Here is a 13,388-nt window from a genome sequence, read left to right as displayed (position 1 = left end):
GTCAAAGCCTGACGCGGTTGAAGGCCGTCAGGTGTTGGGTGACCTCGGCGAGTTCCCGTGCCCGCCGATCTTCGCCCCAGCCAAGCACGGTCGCGGCGAGGCTTGCGATCTCGTCGAGCCCCGCCTGCGTCAGCCTGGCCTCAATAGCGAGCGTCGTGCGGCGCATGACGATGTCGGCGAGATGCTCGACCATTTCGCTGCGGGCGATCCACTCAATTTCCGCGCGGCCATATCCCTCGACATGGACCAGTGGCGCGTCGCCGACAGTCCGGATATGGGCAAGAATGGCATCGGCCGTCGTGCCGTAGCGGCTGAGAAGCGCGTCGATGCGCGCGGCGGGTAAATCGTTGGCGGATGCGCGCTCGGAAATCCAGGCGTGGCGGTCGGCGGCCTCCATCGGAAAGCCGCGTCCGCCGCCGATCGGCAGCATCTGCGTGCTGGTCTTGCGGCTTCGACCCATGCGCGACAGGATCGTATCGGCGACCTCCTCGGCGAAACCGCGAAACGTCGTCCATTTGCCGCCGACGAGCGAAATGACGGCGAATGGGCGGCCGGTGGTGGATTCCGCTACCGGGGCAGAATGATCACGGCTGATCAGGCCGGGATTGCTGGCGTCCGATGCCGGCAGCGGCCGGATGCCGCTATAGGCATAGACGATCTGCTCGCGGCCGAATTGCAGCTTGGGCAGCAGCGAGCGCAGGCTGGCGAGGAAATAGTCGATCTCGTCCTCCTCGCAGCGCACCGTATCGGGATTGTCGGCCTTGATGTCGGTGGAGCCGACCAGCGCGAGGCCGAGGAAATCGTAGACGAGGCAGATGCGGCCGTCGTCGGCCTCGAAATAGATCATCCTTCCCTTCAGGCTTTTCACCAGTTCGGGATGCCTCAGCAGGATATGCGAGCCTTTGGTGCCGCCGATCAGTTTGCCGGGAATGCCGAGCGTCGCATTGACATGGTCGATCCACGGCCCCGCGCCGTTGACGACGATGCCGGCGCGCGCCAGCCGCTCCTTGCCGCGCGGGTCGCGCAGACGCAGCACGCCGTTCTCCTGCCCGAGCAGTTCCGTGTCGTTCATGGCGCCGGATTGCGGGCTGGCGTCGAGGCCGTCGCGCACCAGTTCCCAGACCAGCCGCTCCGGCCGGCTGATCTTGGCGTCGTAATAGATGCCGCCGGCGACGATGCGCGGGGTGATCGCCGGCATTTCCTGCAGCGCCTTGCGGCGGAAGAAGAACTGGTGCCTGGGCATGACCCGGTGGCGCGCGCCATAGAGATCGTAGAGCGCCAGGCCGATCTTGATCAGTACCGCGCCGCGGCTGCGCGGCGCGGTGGTCGAGCCGAGCAGGGTGCGCAGCGCCGCAAACGCGCCCTTCATCAGCGAGAAGGAGGGAATGAAGGTCGGCAGCGCCTCCACGCAATGCGGCGCGTTGCGCAGCAGCAGATTGCGCTCCAGCGTCGATTGCGCCACGAGGCCGAGCTCGCCGGTCTCCAGATATTTGATGCCGCCATGGATGAGGCGCGAGGGCGCAGCGCTGGTGCCGGAGCCGAAATCGGCCTTGTCGATAACAAGGCATTTGAGTCCTTGCAGGCAGAGATCGCGAAAAAGGCCCGCCCCGTTGATGCCGGCGCCGAGAACGATGACGTCGAAGGTCTCGACTTCCGGGGCTGTCGTGTCCGTCATGATGGGAAGTCCTGTTATTGCGGGGTTCCGCCAAGGCTGCGCAGCCTTGGCCAGAGCGGCTTCATGGTCTCGGCGAGATCGAGGAAGACCCGGTATTTCTCGTCATAGGCCTGTTGGCGGCCGGGATCCGGCCGATAGGTGGTTTCGATGGCGGCAAGGTCACGCGGATCGTCGGTGGGGGAGGCAAACAGACCGGCGCCAGCGCCTGCGCAAAGTGCGGCGCCCCACGCGGCCGCCTCTTCCGTGCGCGTTGCGGTGACCGGCAGGCCGAGGATATCGGCAAACAGGCCGGCCATGGCGGGATTGCGGGAGATGCCGCCCGTCAGCCGTGCCGAGGCCGGCGCAAAGCCGTCGCGCAGCGCATCGACATGGACGCGGTGATTAAAGGCGATGCCCTCCAGCACCGCGCGCACCAGATCGCCGCGATCGTGCCAGGCATTGAGGCCGTAGAAGCCGGCGCTCGACGCGCCGCCGAAGGGCGAGCCGAACAGATAGGGGTGGAAGAAGACGCTGGACGGGCGCTGCCGCGCCGCCTCGAACTCCTTGCCGATAAGCGCATGGATGCTTTCACCGGCGGTCTCGGCCTGCCTTGCGTCGCCGGCGCAGAACTGCTCGATGAACCAGTCGTAATTGGCGGTCGAGGCGGGCGAGATCGACATGTTGTTCCACTCGCCGGGCAGGATGCCGTTGCGGCAGAACCAGCGGCCGTCGACCTTGGGTACGGCCGACACCGTCTCGTTGATCGAATAGGTGCCGGCGATAACCGCGACCACGCCCTCGCCATAACCGCCCATGCCGAGCGCCGAGGCCGTGACGTCGTGCAGCCCGGCCATGACCGGCGTGCCGGGGACGAGTCCCGTCAACCGCGCCGTCTCGGCGGTCACCCCGCCGACGATCTCGGTCGATGCCGCCATCGGCGGCTGCCGACCTGCCAAGCGGTCGAGCCCGAACAGCCGGAAGGCATCCTCGGCATAGTCCTGCGTGCGGACATCGGTGAAGGAGGTGCTGGCTTCCGTGCGATCCGTTCCGATTGTGCCGCACAGGCGGAAGCGCAGCCAGTCCTTGGCCGCGATGAAATGGGCGATGCGCGCATAGCGCTCCGGCTGATGCTCGCGCACCCAGCGCAGGATGGCCGAGGGGGCGGAGGCATGCGGCTTCTGTCCGGTCAGCTCCAGCGACTGCTGCCCGACCTCGCCGGCGTTCCAGGCCTCGGCGATGGCATCGGCGCGGGTATCGAGCGAGACGATGGCCGGCCCGAGCGGGTTTTTGTCCTCATCGAGCAGATAGATGCCGTCGCCGTGGGCGGTCGCGGCAATCGCGACGATATCGGAGGCCGGGCGTCCGCAGGCGGCGACCGCTTCGCGGATGGCATCGGCCGTCGCGGCCCAGAGGCCGTCCATGTCGCGCTCGACATGCTGCGGCGCCGGGATCAGTTGCGGAACCCGGCGCCGCGCGATGGCGAGCGCCGTGCCGTCCGCGTCGAAGATCACGGCCTTGGTGACGGTCAGGCCGCTGTCTATACCCATGATGCAGGGCATCGCTCTCTCCATTCTCAAGCGAAGAAAGAACGGCGACCGGCATCGGGCATATCCGCGGTTCGCGAAAGCCCTCAGCCGGACCGTTCCCCATCCGCCACAATGACGTTGATCCCCTTCGATCGCAGGCGCGACAGATGGGAAATCGGAATATCCTCATCGACGACCACCGCGTCGAATTCCTGGAGCGTCGCGAAGTGATGCAGCGCGCGGCGCTCGAATTTGCTGTGGTCGGCCAGAAGCACGCGCTTCGAGGCGCTTTCGAACATCGCCCGCTTGGTTTCCACGGTCTCCGGCGACTGGTGATACACCACGTCATCGACGATGGCCGAGAGCGACATAAACACGGTGTCGGCGCGCAGCCGGCGGATTTCGTTGGTGGTGATATGCCCCATGAAGGCATTGCACCAATTGTAGAACTGGCCCCCGAGACAGATGAGGTTGAGGTCGCTGACCTCCTTCAGCGCGTTGATCAGCACCAGCGAATTGGTAATGACCGTCAGCGGCACCTTGGCGGGCAGGAAGCGGGTCATTTCATGCACGGTCGTGGCGTCGTCCATGAAGATCGCCTGCCCCGGCTCGACGAACTGCATCGCCGCCCTGGCGATGGCTTTCTTCTCCTTGGCCTGACGCGTGGCGCGGTAGACGTCGGAGGATTCGGTCAGGCTGGTGGGCGCGGCGGAGACGATGCCGCGCGTCTTGCGAAACAGGCCACGGCTGACGAGTTCGTCGACATCGCGATGCGCCGTCATCAGGCTGATGCCGAAGCGCTCGGTCAGATCCTCGATGCGGATCGAGCCCTCGGCGATGACGGTCTCGGCGATCATCTGGCGGCGCACGAGCTGGCGCGCATGCCGGCTGTCGCTCGGCAGCTCTTCCGATAGCAGTTCCTTGACGTCGACTTTCTTGCTCATGGTTGTCCCTGCCATGCTTCGAGGTTTCTTGATCTCGTATCGGGCGGGAAGGAAAATGCCAAGCGAGCTGCCGGGAACGGCCCGCAATTCCGGAATGGGAGCGCCCGCTAGGGGCGCTCCCGGTCTCGATCACTCGCTCAGGACGAAGGGAGCGGTGTACTTGTCGACATTGTCCTTGGTGATCAGCAGGCAATCGAAAAGCTGCTTTTCGGTGGCAGCACCCGTCTTGCCGTTCTTGATGACGTTGTCGGCCTGCTTGACGGCCTCTTCCGAGAAGACGGCGACCGGCTGCAGGACGCTGTATTGCAACTCGCCGGCCTTGATGGCTGCGACCGCATCCGGCGAACCGTCGAAGCCGCCGACCTTCACCTGGTCGAGCTTTCCGGCTTCCTTGAGGGCGGCGATGGCGCCGAGCGCCATTTCGTCGTTGCCGCTGATGACGCCGATAATGTCGGGATTGGCCTGCAGCATGGACTGCATCTTGGCATGGCCCTTGGTGCGGTCCCAATCGGCCACTTCCTTGGCGGCCTTCACCAGATCGGGATACTGGGTCAGGACGGTTTCGTAGCCGTTCGAGCGGGTCGCGGCATTGTTGTCGGCCGGGTTGCCGAAGAGTTCGGCATACTTGCCCTTGTCGCCGACGGCCTCGACCCATTGCTGTGCACCGATCGCGGCGCCCTGCGCGTTGTTCGAGACGAGCTGGGCCTTGGCGAGGCCTTCCTGGTTGATCTCGGCATTGACGAGGATGACCGGGATGCCGGCGGCGACCGCCTTCTTGACCGCGCCGACCGAACCGTCGGCATTGGCCGGATCGAGGATGATGGCGACCGACTTGTTGGTGATCGCGGTGTCGATCAGGTTGCTTTCGGTGTTGGTGTCACCCTTGTGGGCGCCGACATTGGCTGTGTAGCCCAGCTTCTCGGCGGTGGCCTTTGCGACTTCGCCCTCCGTGAACCAATAGGGGTTCGACGGGTCGTTGACGATGACGGTGATCAGGCCGTCGGCCCAGGCCGAGCTGAGCAGCAGCGGCATGACGGCGGTTGCCGCGAAGAGTACACGCATACCTTTTTTGAACATGGTCTCACTCCCTTTGTTGAGCACTTGGTTTCGCCGGTTTTCGGCAATACTTTCCGCTTCCGGGCCAAATCGATGGTCCGCCTCTCCCGGCTTCGGTCAGTTCCAGCGGACGCCGCTTAGCGGCGGCCGTATTTGATGCTGTTCAGAAGAACGGCGGTGACGATGACGGCGCCGGTGAAAACCGTCTGCCAGTAGGCCGAGACGCCGATGATCACGAGGCCGTCCGACAGGAAGCCGATCACGAAGGCGCCGAGCATGGTGCCGATGACCGTGCCGCGGCCGCCCGTCAGCGCCGCGCCGCCGATGACGACGGCGGCAATCGCCGTCAGCTCGTAGGTGGTGCCGGCCGTGGGGCCTGCCGAGGTCAGCTGCGAGGAGAGCACAAGGCCCGCGACCGCCGCGCAGATGCCCGAAAGGACATAGACGGAGATCTTCACCCGCTTGACCGGCACGCCCGACAGCTCCGCCGCGCGCTCGTTTCCGCCCGAGGCATAGAGCCAGCGGCCGAAGGCTGTGCGCGTCAGCAGGATATGGCAGGCGATGGCGAAGACGAAGAGGACGAGCACGCCGATGGGAATGCCGGCGAGACGGTTGAAGCCCAGCCAGTCGAAACCGGTATTGCCGAGCTCGGGACGTCCGCCGAGATTGTTGTAGGTCAGGCCGTTGGTCATCAAAAGCGCGATGCCGCGCGCCACATAGAGCACGCCGAGCGTCGCCACGAAGGCCGGCACCCGCAGATAGGCGATCAGCACGCCGTTGACCGCGCCGACCACGGCGCCCAGCAGGCAGGTGAGCACCACCACCACCCAGACGGAAGGGTAAAGGATGAAGCCGATCTGCGGCAGCGCCACGCCCTGCATTAGGAAGCCCGCGACGACGCCGGCCAGCCCCAGGGTCGAGCCGACCGAGAGATCGATGCCGCCATTAAGAATGACGAGCAGCATGCCGATGGCGAGCAGCCCGAAGATCGCCACATGCGAGGCCATGATCAGGAAATTGCTGACGGTGAAATAGTTCGGCGACATCAGCGAGAAGACGACGACGATGGCGATCAGCGCGAAGAAGGCGCGGCCTTCGAACAGCAGTTCGACGAAGCTCTTTTTGCGCTTGCCGCCGCGCGTCGCCGCCTTGGTGTCGATTGCAGGTGTGACTGACATGCTCGGCGCTCCTAATGGGCATGCACGGCTTCGCCGGAGGCGGCCATGATCTGTTCCTTGGTCGCGTCAGGACCGAATTCTGCGGAGATGCGGCCGCGCCGCATGACGATGATGCGATGGGCGATGCTCAGGCATTCGCCGACTTCCGAGGTGGTGTAGACGACCGCGAGCCCCTGGCGGGCGCGCTCGGCGAGCAGCTTGAAGACCTCCGCCTTGGCGCCGATATCGATGCCGCGGCTCGGTTCGTCGAGCAGGATGACCTCCGGGTCGGTCGCCAGCATCTTGCCGATGACCACCTTCTGCTGGTTGCCGCCCGACAGCGAGCCGATAGCCGCGCCGCCGCCGTCGGTCTTGATATGCACCTTGCGGATCGCATCGCCGACCAGATCCAGCTCGCGGGCCGCCGAGGTGAACAGGCCGCGCGTGAACGCGCCGATATTGGCGAGCGACAGGTTGCGGCCGACGGTCATGGTCTGCACCAGCCCGTCGCGCTGCCGGTCTTCGGGGACGAGCACGAGGCCGTCGCGAATGCATTGGGCAATCGTCTGGCCGGTGACGTCGCGGCCCTTGAGCAGGACCCTGCCGGCCGTCGCCTTCAGGCGGCCAGCGACCGTCTCCAGCAATTCGGTGCGCCCGGCGCCCATCAAGCCGTAGATGCAGACGATCTCGCCGGCGCGCACCGCAAGCGACAGGTCGTCCACCACCGCATAGCCGGCGCCGCCCGGATCGGGCACCGTCAGCCCCTCGATGGAGAGCGATACCTCGCCCTTGTCATAACCGGTCGGCGGCGAGCCGAGATCGAAATTGTCGCCGACCATGTGGCGCACGATCCATTCGAGATCGATGTCCTTGCGCTCCGCATAGGCCGTCATCGCGCCGTCGCGCAGCACCACCGCGTGGTTGGTGATCTGCAGCGCTTCTTCCAGGTGATGTGAGATATAGACGATGGAGACGCCGCGATTGGTGAGGTCGCGGATGACCTTGAACAGCACCTCAACTTCCGAGGCCGAGAGCGCCGAGGTCGGCTCGTCCATGATCAGGATGCGCGAATTGACCGAAAGGGCGCGGGCGATCTCGACGATCTGTTGCTGGCCGAGGCGCAGATCCTCGACCGGGGTGAGCGGATCGATATCCTCTTCCAGTTCGGCCATCAGCAGGCGCGTCTGGCGCTCCTCCTCGGCAAAATCCACGCCCGTCGCCATCATGATCTCGCGACCCATGAAGATGTTGTCGCGAACGTTCATGTTCGGCGCGAGGCTGAGCTCCTGATGGATGATGGAGATGCCGCGATCGCGGGCCTGGGAGGACGACGCGAAAGAGACGGGTTCCCCATCGAGAATAATTTCGCCTGAAGTAGGCGTCACCACGCCGGAGAGAATTTTCATCAGCGTCGACTTGCCGGCGCCGTTTTCGCCGAACAGGGTCGTCACCTGGCCGCGATGAATGTCGAAATTGACGCCCTTGAGGGCGTGGACGCTGCCGTAGGACTTCGCCACGTTGCGCGCGGCCAGCACCACTTCGCCCTTGTGACCGGTTTCAGCGACGGCGCTCATTTGACGTCGAGCCTCACCGGGGTGACGATCCAGTTCTTCGGGTTGACCAGCTTGAAGGCGCCGATGACGGTGACGGTTTTGCCGTTCAGCGCCGCCGGATCGATGCCGGCGAGAACGACCTTCTTGACCTCGTTGTTGATCGCCGAGCCCGCATCCTGATACTCGATCTGGTTCTTGAACTGACCGAATTCGATCTGGCCGGTGGCATCGCGCAGATCCGTGCCGTTCAGCGCCGGGCCAGTCTGGACGCGCACGCTCAGTTCCGCGGGCAGCCCCTCAACCGTCACGGTATTGTAGTTCGCCTTGTGCTCGCCGGCGACGCCGGTGAACTTGACCGGGATAACCGGGCCGACCGAGGTGGCGACGCCGTATTTCTCGCCAGCCGCCTTCTTGTCGGCGGCGATGGCGGCCGACAGCTCGGCCGCGTCGACGGCGCGCGTCTCGATGCTCTGCTTGATCAGCGGGAACTGCTCGGCGCCGAAGGCCTCGGGCGAAAATTTCTGGACCTGCACGTCGGCCTGCGAGCCGATGCGCACGGCGGTCGTGTCGAAGGCCATGGCGCCGACCAGCACGGCGGCGGCGGCAAGGCCGATCCAGCGATAGCTGCGCGCAGGACGGGACGGTTTCGGGAGCGTAGCGTCAGTCATGTCGGTTGACCTTGCGGTTGAGCGATGAAGGCATCGGCGCAGGACGCGGGAAGGAGACCGGCGACGCGAACATGCCCGCAGATGCGCGGTCGGCGCAGCGGCCGGATGTCGATGGTTTCCAGACGAAACATATCGCAATACCCTCCCCCAGTGAGCGGCGCCGGTCGATCTCCTCACCGACCTTGCGCTGCAGTGCACATTTTTTCGCATATGCGATATATATGTGTGATATGTCGCACTATATATGTTAAGTTATCGCAGCCTGTCAATCGGCCTTTTGGAACTCGCTCACGCTTTTCTTGCATGTCAGCGGTGCGATTCTTTTCGCAATCGGCGCGCCATCTGGAAAGCGCCGGATGTCAGGCGCAAAAGCACAGCATTCGAAGTCGTTGCGCAATTCTCTGTTTTTAGACGTAAAAATTCTACGTTCTGGCCTTTCGAGAGAACGTATCGGTATCCGCAGCCGGCCAATGATGCGAAAACGGCCATGGCCCGGCATTCAAAACAGGAACCTGCTCAATGCGAATTGCTCGTGCATCTTACCTGAAAAAAAATTCTGTATCCGAAAAATTTTACGAGACATGCGATAACTTTGTGTTATGTTCTGTTGCGATATCCGGGAAGACCCTGCCAGGACGGCAGGCCCGGCTATGGGGCGCATGCTTTCGTGAGTGACGATCGGGAGGATCGAATGCTTTGTTTCGGGTCGGGCGAAACGGCGCAGGCCGTCGCGGGATCGGTAGGTGCGCGCCATGGCTGAGACGGCAGACCTGATCGTCGGCATCGATGCCGGCACCTCCGTCATGAAGGCCGTCGCCTTCACGCTGAACGGCCGCCAGATCGCCAGCGCCTCGGTGCGCAATACCTATAAAACCGGCGACGACGGCTCCGTCACCCAATCCCTCGATCAGACCTGGCTCGATTGCGCGCGGGCGCTGCGCAGCCTTGGCGACAAGGTCGAGCGCCTTGCCGAACGCACCGCCGCCATCGCCGTCACCGCGCAAGGCGACGGCACCTGGCTGGTCGGTGCCGGAAATCGACCCGCCGGCGATGCCTGGCTGTGGCTCGATGCCCGCGCCGCGCCGACCGTCGAGCGGCTCGCCGCAAGCGAGGCCGACCGCGCCCGCTTCGAGGCGACCGGGACCGGCCTCAACACTTGCCAGCAGGGCACGCAGCTTGCCCATATGGATCGCCATTTTCCGGAACTGCTCGGCCGCGCCGAAACCGCCATGCATTGCAAGGACTGGCTCTACCTGAACCTGACCGGCATCCGCGCCACCGATCCGTCGGAAGTCAGTTTCACCTTCGGCAATTTCCGTACCCGCGCCTATGACGACGGGGTTCTGGCCGCGCTCGGCCTGACGCATCGCCGCACGCTGCTGCCGGAGGTGATCGAGGGCACGCAGACCACCCATCCCCTGACGGCGGAAGCCGCCGCCGCTTCCGGCCTGAAACCCGGCACGCCGGTCTGCCTCGGCTATGTCGACATGTGCATGACGGCGCTGGGGGCCGGGGTGCGCAGCGAAGGCCGCAACGCCGCCTGCTCCGCTATCGGCTCGACCGGCGTGCATCTCCAGGCCAAGGCGGTTGGCGATGTCGTGTTGAATGCCGAGCGCACGGGTTATGTCATCGCCCTGCCGATCCCTGGCATCGTCACCCAGGTGCAGACCAACATGGGCGCGACGATCAATCTCGACTGGCTTTTGCAGCTCGGCGCCGATCTGCTTGGCGAGTTCGGCGTCACCGTCGGGCTCAATGACATGATCGGCCGCGTCGACCAGTGGTTTGCCGCAAGCAAGCCCGGCAACATCCTCTATCATCCCTATATTTCGGAGGCCGGCGAGCGCGGCCCCTTCGTCAATGCCCGCGCGCGGGCCAATTTCACCGGGCTTGCCAGCCGCCACCGTTTTCCCGATCTGGTGCGCGCCGTCGTCGAGGGCCTCGGTATGGCGACGCGCGATTGCTACGCCGCCATGGGCGCCCTGCCCGCCGAATTGCGCATCAGCGGCGGCGCGGCCCGCTCGGCTTCGCTGCGCGGCACGCTGGGCGCGGCGCTCGGCGCGCCGGTGCGGGTCAGCACCCGCGAGGAAGCGGGCGCTGCCGGCGCTTCGATGATGGCCGCCGTCGCCATCGGCGCCTATCGCAGCATGGACGATTGCATTGCCGACTGGGTGACGCCCGAGCTCGGCGCGGCCGAACGGCCGGACAGCCAGGACATCGACCGCATGACACGCCTCTTCGCCGCCTATTCGACGGTGCGGCGGGGCATCGCGCCGGCCTGGGACATCCTGGCCGCGCGCTGAAAACAACGATTGCGCCCGCCCGCGGCCGGCGCCGAAGGAGATTGACATGACCGAGCCCGAGCTTATCGACCTTTTCGTGATCGGCGGCGGCATCAACGGCGCCGGCATCGCCCGTGATGCAGCCGGGCGCGGGCTGAAAGTCGTGCTCTGCGAAAAGGACGACCTGGCCGAGGGCACGTCGTCGCGCTCCGGCAAGCTGGTGCATGGCGGTCTGCGCTATCTCGAATATTACGAATTCCGCCTGGTGCGCGAGGCGCTGATCGAGCGCGAAGTGCTGCTCAACGCCGCCCCGCACATCATCTGGCCGATGCGGTTCGTGCTGCCGCATAGCCCTGAGGATCGCCCCGCCTGGCTCGTGCGGCTCGGCCTCTTCCTCTACGACCATCTCGGCGGCCGCAAGAAACTGCCGGGCACGCGCATGCTGGATCTGCGGCGCGACCCCGAGGGCACGCCGATCCTCGACCAGTATACGCGCGGCTTCGAATATTCCGACTGCTGGGTGGACGACGCCCGCCTCGTAACGCTCAACGCCATCGGCGCCGCCGAGAAGGGCGCGCTCGTCCTGACCCGCTCGCCCGCCGTCTCCGCCCGCCGCGAAAACGGCGCATGGACGGTGACGACGAAGAACGGCGTCACCGGCGAAACCCGCAGCTTTCGCGCGAAATGTCTTGTCAACTGCGCCGGCCCCTGGGTCTCCGACGTCATCAACCGCGTCGCCGGCTCGAACTCGACCCGCAATGTGCGCCTCGTCAAGGGCAGCCACATCATCGTGCCGAAATTCTGGGCCGGTTCGAATGCCTATCTGGTGCAGAACCACGACAAGCGCGTCATCTTCATCAACCCCTATGAGGGCGACAAGGCGCTGATCGGCACCACCGACATCGCCTATGAGGGCCGCGCCGAGGATGTCTCGGCCGACGAGGCGGAAATCGACTATTTGCTGAAGGCGGTCAATCGCTATTTCAAGGAAAAGCTGCGCCGGCAGGATGTGCTGCATTCCTTCTCCGGCGTGCGGCCGCTGTTCGACGACGGCAAGGGCAACCCCTCCGCCGTCACCCGCGATTATGTCTTCGATCTCGACGAGACCGGCGGCGCGCCGCTGCTCAACGTCTTCGGCGGCAAGATCACCACCTTCCGCGAGCTGGCCGAACGCGGCATGCAGCGCCTCAGGCACATCTTCCCCAATATGGGCGGCGACTGGACGGAAAAGGCGCCACTTCCCGGCGGCGACATGCCGAATGCCGATTACGAGACCTTCGCCAACAGCCTGCGCGACGCCTATCCCTGGATGCCGCGCAAGCTGCTGCATCACTATGGCCGCCTCTACGGCACCCGCGCCAGAACCGTCATCGGCGGCGCGAGCGGTCTCGAAGGGCTCGGCCGGCATTTCGGCGGCCAGTTCTACGAGGCGGAGGCGCGTTATCTCGTCGTCAGCGAATGGGCGCAGACGGCCGACGACATTCTCTATCGCCGCACCAAGCATTACCTGCATCTGACGCCGGCCGAACGCGCGGCTTTCGCCGACTGGTTCGACACCGCCCGCCCTGCCGCAGCCTGAGGACGACCATGCCGCTGACGCTTTCGCTGAACACCAATCCGCTGGTCAACCGTTTTGCCGATCCGGACGATCTGATCGAGACCGTCGCGCGCGATCTCAGGCTGCGAGACCTGCAACTCACCCACGAATTCATCAATCCGGGCTGGAACGCCGCCACAATCCGCCGGCTGACGCGACAGATGGACCGGGCGTTGCAGCGCACCGGCGTGCGCGTCACCTCCGGCATGACCGGCCCCTATGGCCGCCTCAACCATTTCGGCCATCCGGATGCGGATGTGCGCCGCTATTATGTCGACTGGTTCAAGACCTTTGCCGATATCATCGGCGATCTCGGCGGAACCTCCGTCGGCACCCAGTTCGCCATCTTCACCTACAAGGATTTTGACAATCCGATCCGGCGTGAAGACCTGATCCGCATCGCCATCGACTGCTGGGCGGAGGTGGCGGAACATGCGAAGGATGCCGGCCTCTCCTATGTCTTCTGGGAGCCGATGAGCATCGGCCGCGAATTCGGCGAGACCATCGCCGAGTGCATCAGGCTTCAGGACCGGCTGACCGCCGCCGGCATGGCGATCCCCATGTGGATGATGGCCGATATCGACCATGGCGACGTCACCTCGGACAATCCCGCCGATTTCGACCCCTATGCCTGGGCGCGCGCCGTGCCGAAGGTGTCGCCGATCATCCACATCAAGCAGAGCCTGATGGACAAGGGCGGCCACCGCCCCTTCACCGCCGAATTCAACGCCAGGGGCCGCATTCAACCGGAGCCGCTGTTGCAGGCCTTTGCCGAGGGCGGCGCAGTCGACAACGAGATCTGCCTCGAACTTTCCTTCAAGGAACGCGAGCCGAACGACCGCGAGGTGATCCCGCAGATCGCCGAAAGCATCGCCTTCTGGGCACCGCATATCGAAACCGGTGCATCCGATCTCAAGCTGGGCTGACCACCTTGAGGGTGCCTGCTAAGAC

At 64.9% G+C, this 13,388-nt stretch carries 10 protein-coding genes; 3 read left to right on the top strand and 7 right to left on the bottom strand.

The window, feature by feature from the left end; genetic code table 11:
- Position 1 precedes the first annotated feature (1 nt).
- The 7 genes from P7F60_RS21895 to P7F60_RS21865 all read right to left on the bottom strand — a co-directional run bounded on the left by P7F60_RS21895 (position 2) and on the right by P7F60_RS21865 (position 8,558).
- Entirely contained in the window at positions 2-1,675 is a 1,674-nt protein-coding gene (locus P7F60_RS21895; protein WP_277919808.1) for a glycerol-3-phosphate dehydrogenase/oxidase, read from the bottom strand.
- A 14-nt stretch (positions 1,676-1,689) separates the two neighbouring features.
- Positions 1,690-3,213 carry an FGGY-family carbohydrate kinase gene (locus tag P7F60_RS21890; protein ID WP_277919807.1) on the bottom strand — a complete coding sequence of 508 codons (1,524 nt, stop codon included), beginning with the start codon at positions 3,211-3,213 and terminating at the stop codon, positions 1,690-1,692.
- A gap of 71 nt (positions 3,214-3,284) precedes the next feature.
- Positions 3,285-4,124, bottom strand: a complete 840-nt coding sequence (locus P7F60_RS21885; protein WP_277919806.1) for a DeoR/GlpR family DNA-binding transcription regulator — start codon at positions 4,122-4,124, stop codon at positions 3,285-3,287.
- A gap of 129 nt (positions 4,125-4,253) precedes the next feature.
- Positions 4,254-5,201, bottom strand: a complete 948-nt coding sequence (locus tag P7F60_RS21880; protein ID WP_277919805.1) for a D-ribose ABC transporter substrate-binding protein — start codon at positions 5,199-5,201, stop codon at positions 4,254-4,256.
- A 116-nt stretch (positions 5,202-5,317) separates the two neighbouring features.
- On the bottom strand, positions 5,318-6,358 hold the full coding sequence (locus tag P7F60_RS21875) for an ABC transporter permease (RefSeq protein ID WP_277919804.1): 1,041 nt from the start codon (positions 6,356-6,358) through the stop codon (positions 5,318-5,320).
- 11 nt (positions 6,359-6,369) lie between these two features.
- Positions 6,370-7,911, bottom strand: a complete 1,542-nt coding sequence (locus P7F60_RS21870) for a sugar ABC transporter ATP-binding protein (protein ID WP_277919803.1) — start codon at positions 7,909-7,911, stop codon at positions 6,370-6,372.
- Positions 7,908-8,558, bottom strand: a complete 651-nt coding sequence (locus tag P7F60_RS21865; protein ID WP_277919802.1) for a DUF2291 domain-containing protein — start codon at positions 8,556-8,558, stop codon at positions 7,908-7,910. The genes P7F60_RS21870 and P7F60_RS21865 overlap by 4 nt, the downstream gene beginning before the upstream one ends.
- 752 nt (positions 8,559-9,310) lie before the next feature.
- Between P7F60_RS21865 and P7F60_RS21860 the strand changes: the two genes are divergently transcribed.
- Genes P7F60_RS21860 through P7F60_RS21850 form a run of 3 tightly spaced genes read left to right on the top strand, consistent with a single transcriptional unit; the run spans position 9,311 to position 13,363 of the window.
- Positions 9,311-10,861 carry an FGGY-family carbohydrate kinase gene (locus tag P7F60_RS21860; protein ID WP_277919801.1) on the top strand — a complete coding sequence of 517 codons (1,551 nt, stop codon included), beginning with the start codon at positions 9,311-9,313 and terminating at the stop codon, positions 10,859-10,861.
- Between the two features lie 46 nt (positions 10,862-10,907).
- Entirely contained in the window at positions 10,908-12,419 is a 1,512-nt protein-coding gene (locus tag P7F60_RS21855) for a glycerol-3-phosphate dehydrogenase (protein ID WP_277919800.1), read from the top strand.
- A gap of 8 nt (positions 12,420-12,427) precedes the next feature.
- The gene (locus P7F60_RS21850; RefSeq protein ID WP_277919799.1) at positions 12,428-13,363 is read left to right on the top strand and encodes a TIM barrel protein; all 936 of its coding nucleotides are present in this window, start codon (positions 12,428-12,430) and stop codon (positions 13,361-13,363) included.
- Positions 13,364-13,388 lie beyond the last annotated feature (25 nt).

This window comes from Rhizobium sp. YJ-22 (genome assembly GCF_029601685.1).
GTDB lineage: Bacteria > Pseudomonadota > Alphaproteobacteria > Rhizobiales > Rhizobiaceae > Metarhizobium.
This window is presented reverse-complemented; position numbering and strand designations above follow the sequence as displayed.

What these genes read in the sequence shown, in the direction of transcription:
- P7F60_RS21890 (WP_277919807.1), bottom strand. Translation starts at nt 3,213, where the DNA reads ATGCCCTGCATCATGGGTATAGACAGCGGCCTGACCGTCACCAAGGCC.
- P7F60_RS21885 (WP_277919806.1), bottom strand. Translation starts at nt 4,124, where the DNA reads ATGAGCAAGAAAGTCGACGTCAAGGAACTGCTATCGGAAGAGCTGCCG.
- P7F60_RS21880 (WP_277919805.1), bottom strand. Translation starts at nt 5,201, where the DNA reads ATGTTCAAAAAAGGTATGCGTGTACTCTTCGCGGCAACCGCCGTCATG.
- P7F60_RS21860 (WP_277919801.1), top strand. Translation starts at nt 9,311, where the DNA reads ATGGCTGAGACGGCAGACCTGATCGTCGGCATCGATGCCGGCACCTCC.
- P7F60_RS21850 (WP_277919799.1), top strand. Translation starts at nt 12,428, where the DNA reads ATGCCGCTGACGCTTTCGCTGAACACCAATCCGCTGGTCAACCGTTTT.
- P7F60_RS21870 (WP_277919803.1), bottom strand. Translation starts at nt 7,911, where the DNA reads ATGAGCGCCGTCGCTGAAACCGGTCACAAGGGCGAAGTGGTGCTGGCC.
- P7F60_RS21855 (WP_277919800.1), top strand. Translation starts at nt 10,908, where the DNA reads ATGACCGAGCCCGAGCTTATCGACCTTTTCGTGATCGGCGGCGGCATC.
- P7F60_RS21865 (WP_277919802.1), bottom strand. Translation starts at nt 8,558, where the DNA reads ATGACTGACGCTACGCTCCCGAAACCGTCCCGTCCTGCGCGCAGCTAT.
- P7F60_RS21875 (WP_277919804.1), bottom strand. Translation starts at nt 6,358, where the DNA reads ATGTCAGTCACACCTGCAATCGACACCAAGGCGGCGACGCGCGGCGGC.
- P7F60_RS21895 (WP_277919808.1), bottom strand. Translation starts at nt 1,675, where the DNA reads ATGACGGACACGACAGCCCCGGAAGTCGAGACCTTCGACGTCATCGTT.